Source organism: Kitasatospora cineracea, from assembly GCF_003751605.1.
Lineage (GTDB): Bacteria > Actinomycetota > Actinomycetes > Streptomycetales > Streptomycetaceae > Kitasatospora > Kitasatospora cineracea.
In genome coordinates this window covers 1271864-1293719 of record NZ_RJVJ01000002.1, presented here as the reverse complement: position 1 = coordinate 1293719, position 21856 = coordinate 1271864, and the positions used below count along the sequence as shown (strand labels likewise).

The 21856-nt window shown below is 76.0% G+C and carries 19 protein-coding genes; 16 read left to right on the top strand and 3 right to left on the bottom strand.

All coding sequences use genetic code 11. The features are described from left to right. Nucleotides 1–23: 23 nt before the first annotated feature. The 3 genes from EDD39_RS31975 (at nt 24) to EDD39_RS31965 (ending at nt 2308) form a co-directional block, all read left to right on the top strand. Complete coding sequence (locus tag EDD39_RS31975) at nt 24–539, top strand: tetratricopeptide repeat protein (RefSeq protein WP_123562718.1); 516 nt, start codon at nt 24–26, stop codon at nt 537–539. Between the two features lie 47 nt (nt 540–586). After that, nucleotides 587–1630 (top strand): HAD-IIA family hydrolase, encoded by a 1044-nt coding sequence (locus tag EDD39_RS31970; protein WP_123562716.1) that lies wholly within the window; start codon nt 587–589, stop codon nt 1628–1630. Nucleotides 1631–1876: 246 nt separating this feature from the next. Beyond that, nucleotides 1877–2308, top strand: a complete 432-nt coding sequence (locus tag EDD39_RS31965) for a hypothetical protein (protein ID WP_123562714.1) — start codon at nt 1877–1879, stop codon at nt 2306–2308. A 31-nt stretch (nt 2309–2339) separates the two neighbouring features. Here EDD39_RS31965 and EDD39_RS31960 read toward each other — a convergent pair whose 3' ends face one another. After that, nucleotides 2340–2687: an SCP2 sterol-binding domain-containing protein gene (locus tag EDD39_RS31960; protein WP_030461762.1), complete on the bottom strand. Its 348-nt coding sequence runs from the start codon at nt 2685–2687 to the stop codon at nt 2340–2342. 200 nt (nt 2688–2887) lie between these two features. Here EDD39_RS31960 and EDD39_RS42345 point away from each other — a divergent pair, with 200 nt between their 5' ends. The 4 genes from EDD39_RS42345 to EDD39_RS31945 all read left to right on the top strand — a co-directional run bounded on the left by EDD39_RS42345 (nt 2888) and on the right by EDD39_RS31945 (nt 5859). Further along, complete coding sequence (locus EDD39_RS42345; RefSeq protein WP_279638459.1) at nt 2888–3877, top strand: hypothetical protein; 990 nt, start codon at nt 2888–2890, stop codon at nt 3875–3877. Next, on the top strand, nt 3870–4025 hold the full coding sequence (locus tag EDD39_RS39970; RefSeq protein ID WP_157852447.1) for a hypothetical protein: 156 nt from the start codon (nt 3870–3872) through the stop codon (nt 4023–4025). Before EDD39_RS42345 ends, EDD39_RS39970 begins: the two co-directional genes overlap by 8 nt. A gap of 36 nt (nt 4026–4061) precedes the next feature. After that, nucleotides 4062–4868 carry a TlyA family RNA methyltransferase gene (locus EDD39_RS31950; RefSeq protein WP_123562712.1) on the top strand — a complete coding sequence of 269 codons (807 nt, stop codon included), beginning with the start codon at nt 4062–4064 and terminating at the stop codon, nt 4866–4868. A 91-nt stretch (nt 4869–4959) separates the two neighbouring features. Further along, the gene (locus tag EDD39_RS31945) at nt 4960–5859 is read left to right on the top strand and encodes an NAD kinase (RefSeq protein ID WP_030461765.1); all 900 of its coding nucleotides are present in this window, start codon (nt 4960–4962) and stop codon (nt 5857–5859) included. A gap of 141 nt (nt 5860–6000) precedes the next feature. On the opposite strand, the gene yczR is transcribed toward EDD39_RS31945, so the two are convergent. Beyond that, nucleotides 6001–7473: a MocR-like transcription factor YczR gene (gene yczR, locus EDD39_RS31940; protein WP_123562710.1), complete on the bottom strand. Its 1473-nt coding sequence runs from the start codon at nt 7471–7473 to the stop codon at nt 6001–6003. 114 nt (nt 7474–7587) lie between these two features. Between yczR and yczE the strand changes: the two genes are divergently transcribed. From yczE to EDD39_RS31915, 5 genes are all read left to right on the top strand, one after another. Beyond that, nucleotides 7588–8217 (top strand): membrane protein YczE, encoded by a 630-nt coding sequence (gene yczE / locus EDD39_RS31935; RefSeq protein WP_123562708.1) that lies wholly within the window; start codon nt 7588–7590, stop codon nt 8215–8217. Nucleotides 8218–8482: 265 nt separating this feature from the next. Next, nucleotides 8483–9583: a hypothetical protein gene (locus EDD39_RS31930; protein WP_123562706.1), complete on the top strand. Its 1101-nt coding sequence runs from the start codon at nt 8483–8485 to the stop codon at nt 9581–9583. A gap of 117 nt (nt 9584–9700) precedes the next feature. Next, nucleotides 9701–11434 carry a DNA repair protein RecN gene (gene recN / locus EDD39_RS31925; protein WP_123563466.1) on the top strand — a complete coding sequence of 578 codons (1734 nt, stop codon included), beginning with the start codon at nt 9701–9703 and terminating at the stop codon, nt 11432–11434. 124 nt (nt 11435–11558) lie between these two features. After that, nucleotides 11559–12719, top strand: coding sequence for a glycosyltransferase family 4 protein (locus EDD39_RS31920; protein ID WP_123562704.1), 1161 nt, complete (start codon nt 11559–11561; stop codon nt 12717–12719). Nucleotides 12720–12777: 58 nt separating this feature from the next. Further along, nucleotides 12778–13488 (top strand): hypothetical protein, encoded by a 711-nt coding sequence (locus EDD39_RS31915; protein ID WP_123562702.1) that lies wholly within the window; start codon nt 12778–12780, stop codon nt 13486–13488. A gap of 7 nt (nt 13489–13495) precedes the next feature. Here EDD39_RS31915 and EDD39_RS31910 read toward each other — a convergent pair whose 3' ends face one another. Then, entirely contained in the window at nt 13496–15421 is a 1926-nt protein-coding gene (locus EDD39_RS31910) for a glycoside hydrolase family 15 protein (protein ID WP_123562700.1), read from the bottom strand. 334 nt (nt 15422–15755) lie between these two features. Here EDD39_RS31910 and EDD39_RS31905 point away from each other — a divergent pair, with 334 nt between their 5' ends. From EDD39_RS31905 to ald, 4 genes are all read left to right on the top strand, one after another. Continuing rightward, nucleotides 15756–17426 (top strand): CTP synthase, encoded by a 1671-nt coding sequence (locus tag EDD39_RS31905; RefSeq protein WP_279638458.1) that lies wholly within the window; start codon nt 15756–15758, stop codon nt 17424–17426. 115 nt (nt 17427–17541) lie between these two features. Further along, the gene (locus EDD39_RS31900) at nt 17542–18159 is read left to right on the top strand and encodes an NUDIX domain-containing protein (protein WP_208765696.1); all 618 of its coding nucleotides are present in this window, start codon (nt 17542–17544) and stop codon (nt 18157–18159) included. A gap of 448 nt (nt 18160–18607) precedes the next feature. Next, entirely contained in the window at nt 18608–20401 is a 1794-nt protein-coding gene (locus tag EDD39_RS31895) for a tetratricopeptide repeat protein (RefSeq protein ID WP_123562698.1), read from the top strand. A gap of 239 nt (nt 20402–20640) precedes the next feature. Continuing rightward, on the top strand, nt 20641–21756 hold the full coding sequence (ald, locus tag EDD39_RS31890) for an alanine dehydrogenase (protein WP_030461776.1): 1116 nt from the start codon (nt 20641–20643) through the stop codon (nt 21754–21756). Nucleotides 21757–21856: the final 100 nt, after the last annotated feature.

Below are 21856 nucleotides of genomic sequence, written 5' to 3'. Positions count from 1 at the left end.
AACGGGAAGCGGGGTAGCGGCGGATGACTCACCGGGAGCACGAGGGCGACGGCGGGGCGGCGGTTCCGGAGGGGAGCGGCGGCGGGGCCGGGGTGCCGGGCGGCGGGGTGTACGACTGGTTCCGGCGCGGGGTGCGGCTGTTGGAGGAGAAGCACCCGGCGGCGGCGGTGCAGTTGCTGGCGCGGGCGGCGGAGGCGGAGCCGGGGTCGGGGTCGATCCGGGAGGCGCTGGCGCGGGCGCAGTTCGACGCGGGGCAGTACGCGCGGGCGCTGGAGAGTTTCCGGGCGGTGGCGGAGGCCGATCCGTCGGACGACTACGCGCAGTTCGGGTGGGGGGTGTCGGCGGCCCGGCTGGGCGATTTCGAGACGTCGGCGGAGCACCTGGCGCTGGCGGTGGCGATGCAGCCGGGCAACCGGCACTACCAGTCGGCGCTGCGGCAGACCAGGGCGACGCTGGCGGCCCGGGCGGGGGCGTACGGGCCGCTGCTGCCGGGGGCGCCCGGGTACCTGGCGCCGCCGGAGGATCCGGCCGCGCCATAGGGTGGCGGGTGTTCGGGTCGGTTCGAGGTGACGAGGGTGGAGCAGCGATGACGGAGAACGCCGCGGTGGTGCGGAGCGTGCCGGGGGCCAGTGCCCAGGCGCTGACGGAGGCGTACGACACGGCGCTGCTGGACCTGGACGGGGTGGTGTACGCCGGGCCGCACGCGATCGTGCACGCGGTGGAGTCGCTGGAGCGGGCCCGGGCGGCCGGGATGCGGTTGGCGTACGTCACCAACAACGCGTCGCGGCCGCCGCGGGTGGTGGCGGAGCACCTGACGGAGCTGGGCGTGCCGGCCGATCCGGCGGACGTGATCAACTCGGCGCAGGCGGCGGCGCGGCTGGTGGCGGAGAAGGTGCCGGCCGGGTCGCGGGTGCTGGTGGTCGGCGGGGCGGGGCTGGTGGAGGCGTTGGAGGAGCGCGGGCTGGTGCCGGTGCGTTCGCTGGAGGACGGTCCGGCGGCGGTGGTGCAGGGCTACGACCCGTCGGTGGGCTGGGCGGACCTGGCGGAGGCCTCGTACGCGGTGGGCCGGGGGCTGCCGTGGGTGGCGTCGAACACGGACCTGTCGATCCCGACGGCGCGGGGCATCGCGCCGGGCAACGGGACGCTGGTGGCGGCGGTGCGGGCGGCGACCGGCGTGGAGCCGGAGGTGGCGGGCAAGCCGCTGCCGCCGATGCACCGGGAGACGGTGCTGCGGACGGGCGCGAAGCGCCCGCTGGTGGTCGGGGACCGGCTGGACACCGACATCGAGGGCGCGTTCAACGGCGGGGTGGACTCGCTGCTGGTGTTCACCGGCATCGCCACGCCGGAGCAGGTGCTGGCCGCGCCGGTGCGGCACCGTCCGACGTACCTGGCGGAGGACCTGCGGGGCCTGCTGGAGGCGCAGCCGGAGGTGGCGGCGCTGGGCGGCGGCCGGTTCGGCTGCGGGGGCTGGACGGCGGGCGCGGAGGGCGGCGTGCTGGTGCTGGACGGCGCGGGCGGGCGGATCGACGCGCTGCGGGCGCTGTGCGCGGCGGCGTGGACGTGGGCGGACGGGCACGGGGCGGCGCCGGAGTCGGCGAAGGCCTTGGCGGGGCTGCCCGCGGCGGGTTGACGGGCCGTCGGGGCGGGTATCCCCGGGTGGGTTCGGGTCGTCCTGGGGGGTGGGATGGTGCGCGGACGGTCGGGTGTGGTGGCGGCGGCCGGGTGCGTGCTGCTGCTGGCGTCGGCGGGGTGCACGTCGCGGGGCGGTCCGGTGGTGGTGCCGGCGCCGGCCTCCCGGCCGGGGGCGCCGTCCTCGGCTCCGGTCCCGTCGTCGGGTCCGTCCTCGGGCGGCGGGGCGGGGGTGCCGGATTCGGCGGTGCCGGCGGGGTCGTTCGACGGGCATCCGCTCTTCGGCTGGGTGGCGCGGTCCGGGAACCGCTGCCTGGGCTCGCCCGAGCTGCCGTGGTCCACCTGCGCGGGGGCCGGGTCCGGTCCGCTGTCGGCGGGGCCGTCGCTGTGGACCGGGTCCGCGGCGATGTTCTCGGGGCACTGGGAGCTGACGTTCAGGACGGACCGGGAGCGGGTGACCGGGGTGTCCTGCGGGGCGCTGCCGGTGCACGTGTACGAGCTGGGCTCCGAGCGGTTGGCGGGCGGTACGCGCCGCTACTACGCGCTGGAGGAGCCGTTCGCGGTGGTGGGCCCGCTGGTGGCCGCGGTGGTCCGGGACGGGGACGGGACGGTCGGCGCCGAGCCGTTGGACGAGCTGGTGCCCGCGGTGGTGCCGGGGGCGGTGGCGCGGCGCTGCTGACGGGCCGTCGGCGGGGGGGCCGCCGGGCGGCTCAGAGCAGGGTGCGCAGGCGCAGCAGGTCGCGGAAGCTCGCGTCGAGCTTGAGGCGGCCGGTGGCCCAGGCGGTGGGGAAGGGGAGTTTGCCGTCGACCAGGGCGACCAGGTCGTCGCCGGTGGTGGTGAGCTTGATGTCGGCCTTGGTGGCGGGCGGGCCGGGGGCGTCGGTGATGCCGGTGAGCCGTCCGTCGGTGAGGCGGCCGGTGAAGGTCAGGCCGAGGTCGGTGAGGTGGCAGCTGAGGGAGCGGTCGAGGGCGGTGGCCTTGCGGATGTCGCCGCCGGCGGCGGCGAGGTTGCGGCTGAGCTGCTCCAGTGCGGTGCGGCACTCCTCGATGGTGGCCATGTGTGCGGCTTGCTCCCGTCGGTGGTCGTTCGGCGTCCCACGCTAGCGCAGGGCCGTCCGGCGGCGGTGCCCGTTCCGGGGGAGTGCGGGGCGGGGGTACGTCGGCCGGTGGAACGGGTTCGCGCGGGCTCCGGTGCGTGGTGGGGGGATCGGGTAGCGTCGGTGCGGGTAGTCGGTGGTGGCGGCGAGGAGGCAGGCGGATGCTGCAGGACGCGGTGCGGGGCGTGCGGGGCGTGCTGGTGGTGGCGGCGGAGTTGGCCGAGGAGGCGGGCCGCCGGGTACTGGACACGGCCGGGGAGTTGCTCAAGCAGGGGGGTGAACTGCCGCCCGGGGCCGAGCAGTTGAGGGTGCTGGCCGGGGAGGCGGTGACGGCCGGGCGGGCCGGGGTCGACCTGGTGGCCGGGGTGGCCCGGGGCGAGGTGGAGCGGGTGTTCGAGAAGGTCGGCGACCAGGTGGTGAAGGTCGGCGTGGTGCTGAGCTTCCTGGAGTCGAAGCTGCGGGAGGTCGACGAGGAGCCGGAGGCCGGGACGGCGGCGGAGCAGCCGGTGGCGGAGCCGGAGCCCGCGGAGCCGGACGCACCGCCGGTGCGTCCGGCGGCGCGGGCGCAGGGCCTGTTCGACGCGGGCTGGGACGCGGAGCCGGAGGCGCCGGTGGCACCGGTGGCCGAGGACGTGGCGGCGGCGCGCCGTCGGGCGGCGGCCGGCGCGCAGGCGGGGCCGCGGCGGGCTCCGGCGCGGAAGGCGGCGGCGCGCAAGGGCGCGGCGGCGAAGCAGGCGTCGGCGCAGCGCTCGGTGCCGCGCCGGGCCGCGGGTGCGGCCGGTGCGGTCGGGACGCCCGCCGAGGCGGCGGCGAAGCGGCCCGGTACGGCGAAGAAGGCCGCGGCGCGGAAGGCGGCCCCGGCGTCCGGCCGGTCCGCCGACGGTTCCTCGGCGCAGGCGCAGTCCCCGAGTGCGCCGCTGCCCGTGAAGAAGGCGCCGGTGAAGCGGAGCCCGGGCGCGAAGAAGGCCGCCCCGTCCGGTCGGCCCGCCGACGGCTCCCCGGCGCGGGCGTCGGCCGCGGACGCGCCGTCGCCCGCGAAGAAGGCCGCGGCGAAGAAGGCCGCGGCGAAGAAGACCGCGGCGAAGAAGGCTCCGGCCAAGCGGGCGGCGTCCGGGGGGAAGGCCGGGGCGGAGGGGGACGGCGGTGAGTGAGGGGCCGTGGACGGGGGTGCCCGAGGTGGACGGGGCGCTGGCCCGGCTGGGGGAGCCGGACGGGGCGGGGGCGGAGCAGTGGGCCGAGGTGTACGAAGATGTCCATGCGCGGCTCGCCGCGACCCTCGCGGCGCTGGACCGCGGGTAGGGACCGTCCGATGTGGGAGCTGACGTAGCAGTGGCAGTGGCACGACGCCGTCTGGACGCGGAGCTGGTGCGCCGCAAGCTGGCCCGTTCGAGGGAGCACGCGAGCGAGCTGATCGCGGCGGGCCGGGTGACGGTGGGCGGGACGGTGGCGACGAAGTCCGCGACGCAGGTGGAGACCGCGGCGGCGGTGGTGGTGGCGAAGGACGACGCGGACCCGGACTACGTGTCGCGCGGCGGGCACAAGCTGGCGGGCGCGTTCGCGGCGTTCGGGCCGCAGGGCCTGGTGGTGGCGGGCCGTCGGGCGCTGGACGCGGGCGCGTCCACGGGCGGGTTCACCGACGTGCTGCTGCGCACGGGCGCGGCGCACGTGCTGGCGGTGGACGTCGGCTACGGGCAGCTGGCCTGGTCGTTGCAGAGCGACGAGCGGGTGACGGTGATGGACCGCACCAACGTGCGGGAGCTGACGCCGGAGCTGATCGGCGGGGAGCTGGTGGACCTGGTGGTGGGCGACCTGTCGTTCATCTCGCTGGGCCTGGTGCTGCCGGCGCTGGCCCGCTGCGCGGCGCCGGACGCGGACCTGGTGCTGATGGTGAAGCCGCAGTTCGAGATCGGCAAGGACCGGCTGGGCTCGGGCGGGGTGGTGCGGTCGCCGGAGCTGCGGGCGGAGACGATCCGGCAGGTGGCCGGGCAGGCCTGGGAGTCGGGCCTCGGGGTGCGGGCGGTGGCGGCGTCGCCGCTGCCGGGGCCGTCGGGGAACGTGGAGTACTTCCTGTGGCTGCGCCGGGATGCGGAACCGCTGGATCCGGCGGCGGCGGACCGGGCCGTGGCCGAGGGGCCCAAGTAGGGTACTTGGCAGGCGTCCGGGCGTTGCGCAGACTGGCAGGTCGTGGCCGGGCCGCAACGGCCCGGCGGGCGTAGGGAGAGGGCAGCGGGGAATGAGCGATCGTCGTACGGTCTTCCTGATCGCGCACACCGGCCGGGAGGCGGCGCTGCGCAGCGTCGAAGGGCTGGTGGACGGCCTGCTGCGGGCGGGGATCCGGATCCGGCTGTTGGAGTCGGAGGCGGTGGGCCTGGACCTGCCGGACGGGGTGGAGCTGGTGCCCGGCGGGCACGGCGCGGCCGACGGCTGCGAGCTGATCCTGGTCGCGGGCGGGGACGGCACGCTGCTGCGCGGGGCGGAGCTGGCCCGCGAGTCGGGGCTGCCGATGCTCGGGATCAACCTGGGCCGGGTGGGGTTCCTCGCCGAGGCGGAGCGCGACGACCTGGCCACGGTGGTGGAGCGGGTGGTGGCCGCCGACTACGAGGTCGAGGAGCGGATGACCATCGACGTGCTGGTGCGCACCAACGGTGACGTGCTGCACGAGGACTGGGCGCTGAACGAGGCGTCGGTGGAGAAGGCGGCCCGGGAGCGGATGCTGGAGGTGGTCACCGAGGTGGACGGCCGCCCGGTGTCGAACTTCGGCTGCGACGGGGTGGTGCTGTCCACGCCGACGGGCTCCACGGCGTACGCGTTCTCCGGCGGCGGGCCGGTGGTGTGGCCGGAGGTGGAGGCGCTGCTGATGGTGCCGATCAGTGCGCACGCGCTGTTCGCACGGCCGCTGGTGACCTCGCCGGACTCGGTGCTGGCGGTGGAGGTGCAGCCGAGGACCCCGCACGGGGTGCTGTGGTGCGACGGCCGCCGCTCGGTCGAACTCCCGGCCGGGGCGCGGGTGGAGGTGCGCCGGGGCAAGACGCCGGTGCGGCTGGCCCGGCTGCACCGGGCGCCGTTCACGGACCGGCTGGTCGCCAAGTTCGCGCTGCCGGTGACGGGTTGGCGCGGCCGCTCGGCGCACTGAGCGGCCCGCGGCGGCAGTTGACGGCCCGTCATCGCGACAGGGCGGGCCGTCGCGGCCGCGGCGCCGCGGTGACGGCCCGGCCGCGGCGCCGCGGTGACGGCCCGGCCGCGGTGACGGCCCGTCACGGCCGGGCGGGCCGGGTCAGAGCGCGGCGGGGGCCGGGTCGGTGCCCGCGAGGCGTTCGGTGCGGGCCAGGGCGGCGGCCTCGGCGATCCGCCGCAGCGCGTCGGGGACGTGTGCGGCGGGCAGGGTGAGCGGCAGCCGCAGGTGCTCCTCGAACGCGCCGTCGACGCCGAACCGGGCGCCGGAGGCGATCCGGACGCCGGTGCGCTCGCCCGCCCGGGCCAGCGCGCTGGTGGGCAGACCGGGGGTGGCGGCCCACAGGGCGAGGCCGCCGGGCGGCAGGGCGAAGCGCCAGGCGGGGAAGTGCCGGGGCAGCTCGCGGGCGAACGCCTCGGCGGTGGCCCGCAGCTGGGCGTGCCGTTCGGCCCGGACGGCGGGCAGGTGGTCGGTCAGCAGCCGGGCCGCGACCAGCTGGTCGAGGACGGGCGTGCCGAGGTCGTACAGGGCCCGGTCGGAGGCGAGCTTGCGGACCAGGGAGGGCTGGGCGCGCAGCCAGCCGATCCGCAGGCCGGGCCAGAGGATCTTGCCGGCCGAGCCGACGGTGATCACCTGGGCGTCCCGGTCGAGCGCGGCCAGCGGGCGGGGCAGGTCGGCGTCGGCGACGTCCCAGCCGAGTTCGGCGCAGGTCTCGTCGGCGATCACGGCGGTGCCGGCGGCCCGGGCGTGGGCGAGCAGGGCGCGGCGCTGGTCCTCGTCGACGAGGGCGCCGGTGGGGTTCTGGAAGTCCGGGATGACGGAGGCCAGCCGGGGTGCGGCGCCGCGCAGCACCCGCTGCCACTGGGCGAGGTCCCAGCCGGTGCGCCCGGCCCCGTCGGCGCTCAGCGGGACGGGCACCAGGCGGGCGCCGGCCCGGTCCAGGGCGCGCAGCGTGTTGGCGTAGCTGGGGGCTTCGACGGCGACCCGGTCGCCGCGGGCCAGCAGCGCCTGGTGGGCCAGGTGCAGGGCGCTCATCGCGCCGGTGGTGACCAGGACCTGCTCGGGGCCGGTGGGCAGGCCGCGTTCGGTGTAGCGGCGGGCGACGGCCTCGCGCAGCACCGGCAGGCCGGTCGGGTAGTTGCCGTGCCCGCCGGTGTAGGCGGGCAGTTGGGCGACGGCGTGCGCGGCGGCCTCGGCGAGCTGCGGCGGGGCGGTGGGGGCGGCCAGGCCCAGGTCGAGGACGGCGCCCTGCTCGGGGGAGACGGGGTGCAGCGCGTCGGCGGGCGGCGAGGTGCCCTCGGGCAGGGCGGTCCAGGAGCCGGCGCCGCGGCGCGAGCGCAGGTAGCCGTCGGTGCGCAGGGCCTCGTAGGCGGCGGCGACGGTGGTGCGGGAGAGGTGCAGTTCGGCGGCGAGCTCGCGTTCGGCGGGCAGCCGGGTGCCGACCGGGAGGCGGCCGTCGGCGACCAGCCGGGAGACCTGGGCGGCCAGGGCGCGGTAGGCGGGGCGGCGGCCGTCCGGGGCGGGCAGCTGGCGGGCGAGGGCGTACGGGGTGAGCGTGCTGTGCCACTCGGCCATCTGCAATCAGTCCAATCGGTTCGGATTGGCCCTGTCGGGTCCGGTTTTGGACTCCCCATAGTGGCGTGCAGTGCCGAAGAACGGCAAGCACCGCACCGAGAAGAGGTCCACCCGATGGCGGTCGTCTCCCTGCCCCTGTCCCCGTCCCGCACCGGTCCGTCCCGCCGCCTGCCCCGCCGTCTCGTCCAGCTGGCCGTCGGCCTGGTGCTGTACGGCGTCTCGATGGGCCTGGTGCTGCGCTCCTCGCTCGGCGGCAACCCGTGGGACGTCTTCCACCAGGGGCTGGCCCGGCACGCCCCCCTCAGCGTCGGCACCTGGGTGACGCTGGTCGGCGCGCTGGTGCTGCTGCTGTGGATCCCGCTGCGCCAGCGGCCCGGCATCGGCACGGTCGGCAACGTGGCCGTCCTCGGCGTGGCGATGGACGCCACCCTCTCCCTCGTCCCGCACCCGCACGCCCTCGCCGTCCGGATCCCGCTGCTCGCCGTCGGCATCCTCCTCAACGCCCTCGCCACCGGCCTCTACATCGGCGCCCGCCTCGGCCCCGGCCCCCGCGACGGCCTGATGACCGGCCTGCACCGGCGCACCGGCCGCTCCGTGCGGCTGATCCGCACCTGCATCGAGCTGACCGTCCTGACCGCCGGCATCGCCCTCGGCGGCACCTTCGGCCCCGGCACGGTCGCGTACGCCCTGGCGATCGGCCCGCTGGTGCAGTTCCTCCTGCCGCGGCTGACCGTGCCGGCCTGAACGGCGAGAGCCCCGCCAGGGGTTCGGGGAACGGCGAGCACGGTTCTGCCGGCGGTTCACCGCCGTCGCGCGCACCTGCTCGTGGTTCCGCCGAAGACACGCAGCAGCCCCGACCTCCGACGGGATCCGGCCGCCGGCAGCGCGGCCCCGCCAGCCCCCGGGCCCCGGCTGTTCCCCCGCGGCTGCCGGGGGCCGGGCGTCACCGGGCCGTGGCATCATCCGGAGCCGAGTCACCCGTGCCCAGTGGTCGTTCCAAGGAGCCCAAGTGCAGCCCGTGTTCGTCGACTTCTCCACCGCCGTCCCCCGGACCGGCAACGCCGTGGTCGGCACCGAACGGGCCGGCTTCGCCCGCGACCACCTCGCGCTCGACGCCGGGGCCACGGTCACCGTCGAGTTCGAGGTCTCGCCGGAGGGCGTGACGGACGAGCTCACGGTGAAGGTCCGCGCCCTCGTCTCCAAGCTGGGGGCCCGGCCCGGTTTCGCGCCGCTCGACGTGGCCGTCAACTCCAAGGCGATCGTCGGGGACTACCGGATACCCGGCGGCGGGGACATCCCGCAGCAGGTCGTCCTCGCCGTCCCCGCCGAGCTGCTCGTCCCGGGGGAGACCAACAGCCTGACGCTCCGCACCTCTGCCGACGCGCGTTCGCACCTGTGGCTGTACCGGGTGCTGGCCGAGCCCGTCTGGGACCGCGACGGGGCCGAGCGCGCCTGGCTCGCCGACTCCGCGGGCCGGTCGCTGCTGACCTACCGGACGGACCGCCGGGCACCGGGCGCGCAGGAGTGGGAGCCCACCGCGCCCTGGCGGCTGCACCTCGACTCCGGCGAGGGCGCGATGCCGGCCCGGATCGACTGGCGGGTGCGGTCCGGCGCGGAGGCGTCCGTCGAGTTCGCCCTGGAGCTGACCACCTTCTACGGCCACACCCGCGACGCCGACGGCCGGTGGTACGAGCTGCGCGGCACCCTGACCGACCGCCGGGCCTTCCCCGGCGACTGCGACCCGGCCGCCACCCGCACCTTCTCCACCGAGAGCGGCTGGGGCGGCCGCTGGCACCGGGGCGGCCCGCTCACGATCCACCTCGCCGTGGGCGAGGAGACCCCCTTCGACCGCATCGCCTGGACCGACCAGCGGGCCTGCTCGGCGTCCATCGGGCTGACCGGGGACGGCAGCTCCTTCCTCGGGTGGTCCCAGCGCGTCAACGAGGGGCCGGTCGGCTACCGGGGCGAGCCGGTCGAGGCCGGGGCAGCGGCCGGGGACCGGCCGGAGCCGGGCCCCCTCTCCGAGGAGCTGGACCAGCTCGGCCGGGCGGTCGCCGACCTGGCCGACGCCGCGGTGAAGTCGCTCGGCTCCTTCCTCCGCAGGTTCTGACCGGCCGCCGATCCGGCGCGGGCGACCGGGCCGGGGCCGCCACTCAGGTGTGAAACGGGGGGCGGTCGTCGCAAAGCGACGGTGGAACCTCGTAAGGTCGTCTCCGTGTTGGACGAGATGCGGATACGGGATCTGGGTGTCATCGACGATGCGGTGGTCGAGCTCGCCCCCGGCTTCACCGCCGTCACGGGCGAGACCGGCGCGGGCAAGACCATGGTGGTGACCAGCCTCGGTCTGCTGCTCGGCGGCCGGGCCGACCCGGCGCTGGTGCGCAACGGCTCCGAACGGGCCGTGGTGGAGGGGCGGTTGACCCTCGACCCGGCCTCGCCGGTGGTGGCCCGCGCGCTGGAGGCGGGCGCCGAGCTGGACGACGGCGAGCTGCTGGTCAGCCGCACCGTCTCCGCCGAGGGCCGCTCGCGGGCGCACGTCGGCGGCCGCTCGGTGCCGGTCGGGCTGCTCGCCGAGCTCGGCGAGGACCTGATCGCCGTGCACGGCCAGACCGACCAGCAGCGGCTGCTGCGCCCGTCCCGGCAGCGCGGCGCGCTGGACCGGTACGCGGGCGAGGCCGTCGCCGAGCCGCTGGCCCGCTACCGGGAGGTGTACCGGGAGCTGCGCGAGGTCTCCGCGACGCTGGAGGAGCTGACCACCCGGGCCCGCGAGCGCGCCCAGGAGGCCGACCTGCTGCGCTTCGGCCTGGAGGAGGTCGCCGCCGCCGAGCCGGTCGCCGGGGAGGACGCCGAGCTGGCCGTGGAGGCCGAGCGGCTCGGCCACGCCGACGCGCTGTCCTCCGCGGCGACGCTGGCGCACGCCGCCCTGGCGGGCGACCCGGCCGACCCGGAGGCCGTGGACGCGGGCACCCTGCTCGCGCAGGCCCGCCGCGCCGTCGACGCGGTGCGCCACCACGACGAGCGCCTGGCGGCCCTCGCCGACCGGCTCGGCGAGTGCGGCTACCTGCTGGCCGACGTGGCCGGCGACCTCGCCGGGTACGCCGACGACCTGGACGCCGACCCGGTCCGGCTGGCCGCCGTCGAGGACCGCCGGGCCGTGCTGGCCCACCTGGTGCGCAAGTACGCGGGCACCGAGGGCACCCTCGCCGAGGTGCTCGGCTGGGCCGAGACCGGCTCGGTGCGGCTGCTGGAGCTCGACGGCGACGACGAGCGGATCGACGAACTCGGCGCGCGGGAGACCGAGTTGCGCGCCCGGCTGGCCGACCTGGCGGCCGAGGTCTCGCAGGCCCGGCACGCCGCCGCCGACAAGTTCGCCGCCGCGGTCTCCGACGAGCTCGCCGAACTCGCCATGCCGCACGCCCGGGTGACGTTCGCGATCAGCCAGCTCGACGACCTGGCCGGCATCGAGCTGGAGGGCCGCAGCGTCGCCTACGGCCCGCACGGCGTCGACGAGGTCGAGGTGCTGCTGGCCCCGCACCCCGGTGCGCAGCCCCGCCCGATCGCCAAGGGCGCCTCCGGGGGCGAGCTGTCGCGGGTGATGCTGGCCGTCGAGGTGGTGTTCGCGGGCGCCGACCCCGTCCCGACCTACCTGTTCGACGAGGTCGACGCGGGCGTCGGCGGCAAGGCGGCGGTCGAGATCGGCCGCCGGCTGGCCAAACTCGCACGCAGCGCGCAGGTCGTGGTGGTCACCCACCTCCCGCAGGTCGCCGCGTTCGCCGACCGGCACCTGGTGGTGGAGAAGACCAACGACGGCATCGTCACCCGCAGCGGCGTGAAGACCCTCAGCGACGAGGAGCGGGTGCGCGAACTGTCCCGGATGCTCGCCGGGTTGGAGGACTCCGAGCTGGGCCGGGCGCACGCCGAGGAGCTGCTGGAGGCCGCCCGCACCGCCCGCGCCCGCTGACCCCGGCCGCGGCCGCACCGCTGCGGGCGACGCGCCCGCAGCGGTGCCGACTGTCCAAGAGGTGGACCGACCTGGCATCGTGGCGGACGGACACCAGCTGACAACGAGTCGGAGCGAGACAGACGTGGACCATTCCGCCGCCCGGGCCGCCGCGGCCCCCCAGCTGCACGTGGTGCTCGTCCTCGCCGCCGCGACCGGCGGCATCGGCGCCCACGTGCGCTCCCTCACCCGGGGACTGGTCGCGCACGGCGTCACCGTCACGGTCTGCGCGCCCGAGGGCACCGACCGGCTGTTCGGGTTCTCGGCGGCCGGCGCCCGGCTGCACACCGTCGACATCACCCCGACCTCCGGCGCCCGCAGCGACGCCACCGCGATCGGCGAGCTGCGCCGCGCCTTCACCGGCGCCGACATCGTGCACGCCCACGGCCTGCGGGCCGGCCTGCTGTCCGACCTGGCGCTGCGCACCGCCGGGCGCTTCCCCGGCATCCGCCCGGAGACCCCGCTGGTGGTCACCTCGCACCACGCGCTGCTCACCACCGGGCTCGACCGCCGCCTGCAGCGCCTGATGGAGCGCCGGGTGGTGCGGGCCGCCGACCTGGTCCTCGGCGCCTCCTCCGACCTGGTCGCCCGGGCCCGCGAACTCGGCGCCACCGACGCCCGGCTGGGCCCGGTCGCCGCCCCGCCGATGCCGCCCGGGACCCTCGACCGGGACACCGCCCGCAAGGCGCTGCCCGGCGGCGACGACGGCCGCCCGGTGGTGCTGGCGATCGGCCGGCTCGTCCCGCAGAAGTGCTTCGCGCTGCTGCTCGACGCCGTCGGGCACTTCGCCGCGCCCGGCGGCCCGGCCCCGCGCGTCCTGCTGGCCGGGGACGGCCCCGAGCGGCAGGGCCTGCGCGAGCGGGTCGCCGCCGAGCAGCTGCCCGTCGAGCTGCTCGGCTACCGCACCGACATCCCCGACCTGCTGGCCGCCGCCGACCTGGTGGTGCTCTCCTCCCGCTGGGAGGCCCGCTCGCTGGTCGCCCAGGAGGCGATGCGGGCCGGCGTCCCGGTGGTCGCCACCGCGGTGGGCGGGGTGCCCGAACTGGTGGGCGATGCCGCCGTGCTGGTGCCCTTCGCCGACCCGCGGGCGCTGGGCGGCGCCGTCCGCGAGCTGCTCGCCGACCCGGACCGCCGGGCCGAACTCGCCGCCGCCGGCCGGGCGCAGGCCGCCACCTGGCCGGACGAGGCGGCCACCGTCGCCCAGGTGCTGTCCATCTACGACGAACTGGCGCAGCGTCAGAACTGACGCGCTTTCGGGCGTCCGGCCCGTGGACGGGGCGGCCGGACCGTCCTACCCTCCGGCCATGACACCCGTCCCCACCCCGGAGGACCTGCTGACCCGGCTGGCCGCCGCGATCGGCGTCCCGGCGGTGCTGCTGGCGCTGTGGGCGGCCGCCGGCGCGGCGGCGAGCTGGGTCGCGCTGGCCCGCCGGACCTCCGCCGCGGTCGCCGCGGGCGGCGCGCTGCTGCGGGAGCGCACCGGCGAGCGGCAGCGGGCCGCGCTCGGCTTCGTGCTGGCGGGTGCCGGGTTCGTCGCCACCGCCTACGCGCTGGGCCAGTTGGCGATGGTCACCTACACCCCGCTCGAGGGCCGCCCGCGGATCGCCGACGGCGCCCGCTTCGACTGGTCGTTCGCGGCCCGGCACCTGCTCGGCTACCAGGACTGGTCGCGGCCCTCGTCGTACGCGGTGACGGCGGCCGCCGCGCTGCTCGCCGGGTACTCGGCGGGCGTCCTGCTGGAGGGCGTCGGCGCCCCGCTGGCGGGCCTGCTGCTGCGCGGCGCGGCCCTGCTGGTCGGCGGGACGGCGCTGCTGCTGTGCGTGGGCGCCGCCGCGCTGATCGGCCTGGCCGGGACGTTCGTGCTGGTCCTGGGCCTGACCCACTCCTCGGGCTACACCCCGGGCATGGCGGTGCTGTACGCGCTGTGGGTGGCGCTGCTGCTGCTCGCCCCGCTGCTGGCCTGGCGGGCCGGCCGGGCGGCCGAGGTGATGTTCGGCCGCCCGGAGGAGGAGTGAGCGGCCGTCAGCCCGACAGGTTGAGGCCGCCGGCGGCGGTCAGCCGCAGCGCGGTGTCGATCAGCGGGACGTGGCTGAACGCCTGCGGGAAGTTGCCGACCTGGCGGCGGGCCCGCGGGTCCCACTCCTCGGCGAGCAGCCCGACGTCGTTGCGCAGCGCCAGCAGCCGTTCGAACAGCTCGCGGGCCTCGCCGACCCGGCCGATCATCGCCAGGTCGTCGGCCAGCCAGAACGAGCAGGCCAGGAACGCGCCCTCGTGCCCGGACAGCCCGTCGACGTTGTTGCCGTCGTCGTCGTGCGTGGGGTAGCGCAGCACGAAGCCGTCCTCGGTGGACAGTTCGCGCTGGATCGCCTCGATGGTGCCGATGACGCGCTTGTCGTCCGGCGGCAGGAAGCCGACCTGCGGGATCAGCAGCAGCGAGGCGTCCAGCTCCCGGCCGCCGTAGTACTGGGTGAAGGTGTTGCGCTGCTCGTCGTAGCCGCGGGCGCACACGTCGGCGTGGATCTCGGCGCGCAGCGCCGTCCAGCGCTCGACCAGGCCGGGCGGCGGGTCCTCGGCCTGGGCCAGCAGCTTGAGGGTGCGGTCGACGGCGACCCAGGCCATCACCTTGGAGTGCACGAAGTGCCGGCGCGGCCCGCGGACCTCCCAGATGCCCTCGTCCGGGTTGCGCCAGTGCTCCTCGAGGTACTCGATCAGGCGCAGCTGCAGCTGGTGGGCGTGGTCGTGCCGGGACAGGCCGGACATGGTGGCCAGGTGCAGCGCCTCGACGACCTCGCCGTACACGTCGAGCTGGAGCTGCCCGGCGGCGCCGTTGCCGACCCGGACCGGGCGGGAGCCCTCGTAGCCGGGCAGCCAGTCGAGCTCGGACTCGGTGAGTTCGCGCTCCCCGGCGATGCCGTACATGATCTGCAGGTTCTCCGGGTCGCCGGCCACCGCGCGCAGCAGCCACTCGCGCCAGGCCCGGGCCTCCTCGCGGTAGCCGGTGCGCAGCAGCGAGGACAGGGTGATCGCGGCGTCGCGCAGCCAGGTGTAGCGGTAGTCCCAGTTGCGCTCGCCGCCGAGGTCCTCGGGCAGCGAGGTGGTGGGGGCGGCGACGATGCCGCCGGTGGGGGCGTAGGTGAGCGCCTTGAGGGTGATCAGCGAGCGGACCACGGCCTCCCGGTAGGGGCCCTGGTAGGTGCACTGGGCGACCCACTCGCGCCAGAACCGCTCGGTGGAGGCGAGCGCGCCCTCGGCGTCCGGCGGGACGGGGGCCGACTCGTGCGAGGCCTTCCAGGTCAGGCCGAAGGCGATCCGCTGGCCGGCGGAGACGGTGAAGTCGGCGTAGGTGGTCAGGTCGCGCCCGTAGGTCTCGGCCATGCCGTCCAGCCACACCGAGTCGGGCCCGGCGACGGCGACGGTGCGGTGCCCGACGTCCGGGTGCTCGACCCGGTGCACCCAGGGCACGATCCGGCCGTAGCTGAAGCGCATCCGCACCGCCGAGCGCATCCGGACGGTGCCGGCCAGGCCCTCGACGATGCGGATCATCTGCGGGACGTCGGGCGTGCCGAGCAGGTGGCGCGGCGGCATGAAGTCGATCACCCGGACGGTGCCGCCCTGGGTGTCCCACTCCTGCTCCAGGACCAGCGAGTCGCCGCGGTAGCGGCGCCGGTCGCAGGGGACCGCGGGCGCGGCGGCGGTGACCGGAGGGACGCGCGGCTCGCCGCTGTCGAGCAGCGCGGAGCGGGGTTCGGGGGCGGGGGACGGTGCCTCGACCGGTGTGGCCGGGCCGATCCGCCAGAAGCCGTGCTCGTCGGTGCCCAGCAGCCCGGCGAACACCGCGGGGGAGTCGAACCGGGGCAGGCACAGCCAGTCGACCGCGCCGTCCCGGCTGACCAGCGCGGCGGTCTGCATGTCCCCGATCAGCGCGTAGTCCTCGATGCGACCGGCCATGGTTCTCCGTTCCGTGCGGGCCCCGCGGCGGACGGCGCGCACGGGTCGGGCGAGGATGTCGACGTTTGAGCAGAATACGTGGATCGGGGCGGTTAGGGGGGTTTCACGCGCCCCCGCCGCCTGCCCGCGCGTGCCGGGACCATGCCGGGCGACCCCGCTCCGAGCAGCCCGGATGCGCCGTCCGGCCGATCCGCCCGGGGCCCCGGTACCCGGACGCGGGCGAGCACTCGCCGGGGCACTGATACGCTGGTATCCCGTGGAACTGGTGGGAACGAGGGCCGGGAGCCCCTCCACCGGCGTCACCCTCCGACACGCGACCCACGGGAGCCCCCTCTTGGCACAGCCCCATTCCGGCAAGTCGGCCAACGGCCGTGCCGTGACGACCAAGCACCTCTTCGTCACCGGGGGTGTCGCCTCTTCGCTCGGCAAGGGGCTCACCGCCTCCAGCCTCGGCGCCCTGCTCAAGGCCCGCGGCCTGCGGGTGACGATGCAGAAGCTCGACCCGTACCTCAACGTGGACCCGGGCACCATGAACCCGTTCCAGCACGGTGAGGTCTTCGTCACGGACGACGGCGCCGAGACCGACCTCGACATCGGCCACTACGAGCGCTTCCTCGACACCAACCTGCACGGTTCGGCGAACGTCACCACCGGCCAGGTCTACTCCACCGTGATCGCCAAGGAGCGGCGCGGCGAGTACCTCGGCGACACCGTCCAGGTCATCCCGCACATCACCAACGAGATCAAGTCCCGGATCCGCCGGATGGCGACCGAGGACGTCGACGTGGTCATCACCGAGGTCGGCGGCACCGTCGGCGACATCGAGTCGCTGCCGTTCCTGGAGGCCGTCCGCCAGGTCCGCCACGAGGTCGGCCGGGACAACGTCTTCTTCGTGCACGTCTCGCTGCTGCCCTACATCGGCCCGTCCGGCGAGCTGAAGACCAAGCCCACCCAGCACTCGGTGGCCGCGCTGCGCAACATCGGCATCCAGCCCGACGCGATCGTGCTGCGCGCCGACCGCGAGGTGCCGCAGGCCATCAAGCGCAAGATCTCGCTGATGTGCGACGTCGACGAGGAGGCCGTGGTCGCCGCGATCGATGCCAAGTCGATCTACGACATCCCCAAGGTGCTGCACGGCGAGGGCCTGGACGCGTACGTGGTGCGCCGCCTGGACCTGGCGTTCCGCGACGTGGACTGGACGGTCTGGGACGACCTGCTGCGCCGCGTCCACGAGCCGCAGCACGAGGTCAAGGTCGCGCTGGTCGGCAAGTACATCGACCTGCCGGACGCCTACCTGTCGGTGACCGAGGCGCTGCGGGCCGGCGGCTTCGCCAACAACGCCCGGGTGCAGATCAAGTGGGTCGCCTCGGACGACTGCGAGACCCCCGAGGGCGCCCAGGAGCAGCTCGGCGACGTGGACGCGATCTGCATCCCCGGCGGCTTCGGCGACCGCGGCGTGGACGGCAAGGTCGCCGCGATCACCTACGGCCGGGAGAACCGGATCCCGCTGCTGGGCCTGTGCCTGGGCCTGCAGTGCGTGGTCATCGAGGCCGCCCGGAACCTGGCCGGCCTGCCCGAGGCCAACTCCACCGAGTTCGACGCCGCGGCGAAGTACCCGGTCGTCTCGACCATGGCCGAGCAGCTGGCCATCGTCGACGGCAAGGGCGACCTGGGCGGCACCATGCGCCTGGGCCTGTACCCGGCGAAGCTCGCCGAGGGCTCGATCGTGCGCGAGGTGTACGGCGGCGAGCAGTACGTCGAGGAGCGCCACCGCCACCGCTACGAGGTCAACAACGCCTACCGCGCCGACCTGGAGAAGACCGGCCTGCAGTTCTCCGGCCTCTCCCCGAAGGGCGACCTGGTCGAGTACGTCGAGTACCCGCGCGAGGTGCACCCCTACCTGGTCGCCACCCAGGCCCACCCCGAGCTGAAGTCCCGCCCGACCCGCCCGCACCCGCTGTTCGCGGGCCTGGTCGCGGCGGCGATCGACCGCAAGGTCGGCTGAAGGCCCCACCAGTAGTGCCGAACGCCCGTCGGGATCCTCCCGGCGGGCGCTTCGGCGTGTCGCGGGGGCGGCGTCCGGTAGATTGTGTCTATCTGACGAGAAGGGGTGGTGCCCGGTGGCCGGGATTCACGACGTGGCCGAGGAGTGGGACGTCCGGGACGGGCGCACGCCCTTCCGCGGCAAGGTGACGGGCGTGCGCAGCGAACAGGTGCGGATGCCCGACGGCGTCTGGGCGCAGCGCGACTACCAACTGCACCCCGGATCGGTCGCGGTGCTCGCCCTCGACGAACAGGGCCGGGTGCTGACCCTGCGCCAGTACCGGCACCCCGTCCGGCACCGGCTCTGGGAACTCCCGGCGGGGCTGCTCGACGTGCCCGGCGAGAACCCGCTGCACGCGGCGCAGCGGGAGCTCTTCGAGGAGGCCCACTGCAAGGCCGGGCAGTGGCGCGTCCTGGTCGACTTCTTCACCTCGCCCGGCGGCAGCGACGAGGCCGTGCGGATCTTCCTGGCGACGGACCTGTCGGAGGCGGACGGCGAGCGCTACGCGGCGCACGGCGAGGAACTGGAGATCGAGACGGCCCGGGTCCCGCGCGAGGACCTGGTCCGGCTGGTCCTGGCCGGCGAACTCCACAACCCGACCCTGGTCACCGGCGTCCTGGCCCTCACCGCGACCGGCGGCGACCTCGACGCGCTCAGGCCCGCGGACGCGGAGTGGCCGGCCCGGCCGTACTGACGCGGGGGCGGGCGGGGGCGACAGCGGAGCGAAAGCAGGGGCGCGGGGAACTGCGCGCGGCGGAGTCGCACGTCGGTGCGGTCGCGGGACAGTGCAACACACTGTCCTGCGGGGCGATCCGGCTGTGCGTGCTCGGTCGGCCGCGCAGTTCCCCGCGCCCCTGCTTTCGCATCGGCGGGCCTGCATTAGTGCGCCCCTGTCGGTGCGTTCCCCTTGCGCCAGCAAGGTGATTCGGCCGTTGGTCATACCAAGGTGTCTCGGCGGGGCGGGGTGGGCGAACTACGCTTCGCGGACAGGGCTCGGTGGGCGGGCTCGGGGCGCTGGGCGACGGGTCGGGAGTGGCGCGGGTGGCGAGGAAGACGGCGGCGGTGGCCGAGGCGGCCGGGATCTTCGACGTGTTGCCCGCGGGTGCCCGGCCGTTCGCCGGGCGGGGGCGGAGCTGGCGGCGTTGACGGTCGCGGCGGGGCGGCCCGCCGAGGGGCGGGGGCGGCTGCTGGTGCTGGCGGGGCGGCCGGGTTCGGGGCGCAGCGCGCTCGCGGTGCGGTGGGCCAGGTCGGTGGCGGGGGACTACCCGGACGGGCTGCTGTACGCGCGGCTGTCCGCGCCGGACGGGGGGCGGGTGGGGGCCGGGCGGGCGGCCCGGGTGCTGCTGGACCAGCTGGGGGAGCGGCCGGGGGCGGCGCTGCTGCCGGGGGCGGCGGAGGAGGACCCGGCCTGCGAGGCGCTGCGGGAGGCGCTGGGGCAGCGCAAGGCGCTGGTGCTGCTGGACGACGTGCGGGACGCCGGGCAGGTGTGGCCGCTGCTGGCGGAGAAGACCGACTCGCTGCTGCTGGCGACCACCTCGGGGCCGCTGATGGGCATCGAGGGGATCGATCCGGTGATCCTCGGCGGGCTGGACCACCGGGCCGCGGTGGACCTGCTGGGCGAACTGGTCGGCGGGACCAGGGTCTCCTGCGACCCGGTGGGCGCCGCGGACCTGGCCGAGGCGTGCGCGAACCGGCCGGCCGCGCTGCGCCTGGCGGCGGGGTGGCTGCGCACCGAGCCCCGGCTGGCGGTCACCGACGCCGCGGCCCGGCTGCGGCCCGTGCCGGCGCCCGTGCCGGTGGTGGTGGAGGGGCCGGTGCGGCCGGCCGATCCGGAGCGGGAGACGGTGCCGGTGGTGGAGGGCGACCCGCTGCGCGGGGCGTTCGAGCTGGCGTACCGGCGGCTGCCCGCGGCCCGGTCCCGGCTGCTGCGGCTGTGCACGCTGGCGCCCGGCCAGCTGGTCGACCTGCGCACGGCGTCCGCGCTGGCGGGGTGTCCGGCGCCGGAGGCGGGGGCGGGGCTGGCGGCGCTGGCCGAGCTGGAGCTGCTGGAGCGGGAGCCGGACGCGGCGGACGGCACCGAGCGCTACCGGGTGCCGGGCCGGCTGCACGGGCGGCTGGTGGAGCTGCGCGGGGAGGTGGACCGCCCGTCCGAGGTGGAGCTGGCCCGGGCCCGGCTGCTGGAGCGGCTGGTGCGGCTGGTGGACTCGGCGCGGCTGCTGCTGGACCCGGCGGCGGGCCCCAATCCGGACCCGCTGCCGGGGCCGCTGCGGCTGCGCACCGCCGCGCACGCCGAGGGCTGGCTGCTGGGGGAGCGCGAGCTGCTGCTGGCCGCGGTCGCCGACGCGGTGGGCCAGGGCGACCTGGACGGTTCGGCGGGCCGCCTGGTGACCGCGCTGCTGCGCGCCCTGCCGCTGACCGGCGAGGCGGCCCCCGCGGACCTGCACGCCCTGCACGAGTCGGTGCTGAGGGTGGCCGAGCGGCAGGGCGCGCCGCGCCGGGCCGCCGCCGCGCTGCTGAACCTGGGCGACCTGCAGGCCGCCGCCGGGCGCTGGGAGCAGGCGGGCGAGCGCTACCGCCGGGCCGTCGAGCTGGCCCGGGGGGCGGGCGACGAGGCGGGCTGCGCCCGCGCGCTGGAGGGCGTGGGCCACGGCCACCGGGCGCTCGGCGACCCGCTGCGCGCCGCCGACGCGTACGGGCGGGCGCTGGTGCTGCGGCAGGCGCTGGGCGACCGGCCGGCCGAGGCCCGGCTGCTGGTGCGGCTGGCGGAGGCGCACGCCGGGCTGCGGCGGTTCGAGGAGGCGCTGCGCGAGTACCGGTCGGCGGCCGCGGTGCTGCGCCGGATCGGCGACGGGCGGGGCGAGCAGGAGGTCGCGGCGCTGGCCGCCCGGCTGCAGCGGCACCTCGGCCGGGAGGGCCTGCGTCCGCTTCCGGAGTAATGTCGTAGGTGCCGAGTTCGCCCGGAAATGTGGCCTTGGAGCACGTGCAAGCCTACGAACCTGCCAATGTGTCTGGCTGATTTAGTCACTTTGGAAGGCTGACACGCCGACTGGGCTTCATTACACTCGAACTCAGTCGCGCATAGATCTATGCACCGGCCTGTCCGTTGTGCCTTCTTGTGCGTCGCCTGCCGGTCTTCCCCGGCCGGTATCCCCCATGGCAAGAGGACGTGTTAGCCGTGAAGGTCGGCATCCCCCGCGAGGTCAAGAACCACGAGTACCGCGTGGCCATCACGCCTGCCGGTGTGCATGAGCTGGTCCGCAACGGACACGAGGTCGTCATCGAGGACAACGCCGGTGTCGGCTCCTCGATCCCGAACGAGGAGTACGTGGCCGCCGGTGCGACCATCCTCCCCACCGCCGACGAGGTGTGGGCCGCGGCCGACATGATCCTCAAGGTGAAGGAGCCCATCGCCTCCGAGTACCACCGGCTGCGCAAGGGCCAGACCCTCTTCACCTACCTGCACCTGGCGGCCGACCGGGCCGGCACCGACGCGCTGGTCGCCTCCGGCACCACCGCGATCGCCTACGAGACGGTGCAGCTGCCCAACGGTGCGCTGCCGCTGCTCGCCCCGATGTCCGAGGTCGCGGGCCGGCTGGCCCCGCAGGTCGGCTCCTACCACCTGATGCGCCCGGCCGGCGGCCGCGGCGTGCTGCCCGGCGGCGTGCCCGGCACCCACCCGGCCAAGGCGGTCGTCATCGGCGGCGGCGTCTCCGGCTGGCACGCGGCCACCATCGCCATCGGCATGGGCTACGACGTGACCCTGCTGGACCGCGACATCAACAAGCTGCGCGAGGCCGACAAGGTCTTCGGCACCAAGGTCAAGGCGATCGTCTCCAACTCCTTCGAGCTGGAGAAGGCCGTCGTCGAGGCCGACCTGGTGATCGGCGCGGTGCTGATCCCGGGCGCCAAGGCCCCCAAGCTGGTCACCAACGAGCTGGTCGCCAAGATGAAGCCGGGCTCGGTGCTCGTGGACATCGCCATCGACCAGGGCGGCTGCTTCGAGGACTCGCACCCCACCACGCACGCCGAGCCGACCTTCCAGGTCCACAACTCGGTCTTCTACTGCGTGGCCAACATGCCGGGCGCCGTCCCCAACACCTCCACCTACGCGCTCACCAACGCGACCCTGCCGTACGTGGTCGAGCTGGCCAACCGCGGCTGGAAGGAGGCGCTGCGCCGGGACGCCGCGCTCGCCAAGGGCCTGAACGTGCACGAGGGCCAGATCACCTTCCCGGCCGTCGCCGAGGCCTTCGGCCTGGAGTCGGTCTCCCTGGAGAGCGTGCTCGCCTGACGCCCCCTCACCCGCTGTCGCCCCCGGCCGTCCTACCCCTTCGCGCCGGGGGCTTCGGCATGCCCGCGCGGGCCGGCGGACGGACCGGCGGTGACCACCG

Coding starts and splice junctions, on each gene's coding strand:
- EDD39_RS31975 (WP_123562718.1), top strand. CDS start 24: ATGACTCACCGGGAGCACGAGGGCGACGGCGGGGCGGCGGTTCCGGAG.
- EDD39_RS31970 (WP_123562716.1), top strand. CDS start 587: ATGACGGAGAACGCCGCGGTGGTGCGGAGCGTGCCGGGGGCCAGTGCC.
- EDD39_RS31960 (WP_030461762.1), bottom strand. CDS start 2,687: ATGGCCACCATCGAGGAGTGCCGCACCGCACTGGAGCAGCTCAGCCGC.
- EDD39_RS42345 (WP_279638459.1), top strand. CDS start 2,888: ATGCTGCAGGACGCGGTGCGGGGCGTGCGGGGCGTGCTGGTGGTGGCG.
- EDD39_RS31945 (WP_030461765.1), top strand. CDS start 4,960: ATGAGCGATCGTCGTACGGTCTTCCTGATCGCGCACACCGGCCGGGAG.
- yczR (WP_123562710.1), bottom strand. CDS start 7,473: ATGGCCGAGTGGCACAGCACGCTCACCCCGTACGCCCTCGCCCGCCAG.
- yczE (WP_123562708.1), top strand. CDS start 7,588: ATGGCGGTCGTCTCCCTGCCCCTGTCCCCGTCCCGCACCGGTCCGTCC.
- recN (WP_123563466.1), top strand. CDS start 9,701: ATGCGGATACGGGATCTGGGTGTCATCGACGATGCGGTGGTCGAGCTC.
- EDD39_RS31915 (WP_123562702.1), top strand. CDS start 12,778: ATGACACCCGTCCCCACCCCGGAGGACCTGCTGACCCGGCTGGCCGCC.
- EDD39_RS31910 (WP_123562700.1), bottom strand. CDS start 15,421: ATGGCCGGTCGCATCGAGGACTACGCGCTGATCGGGGACATGCAGACC.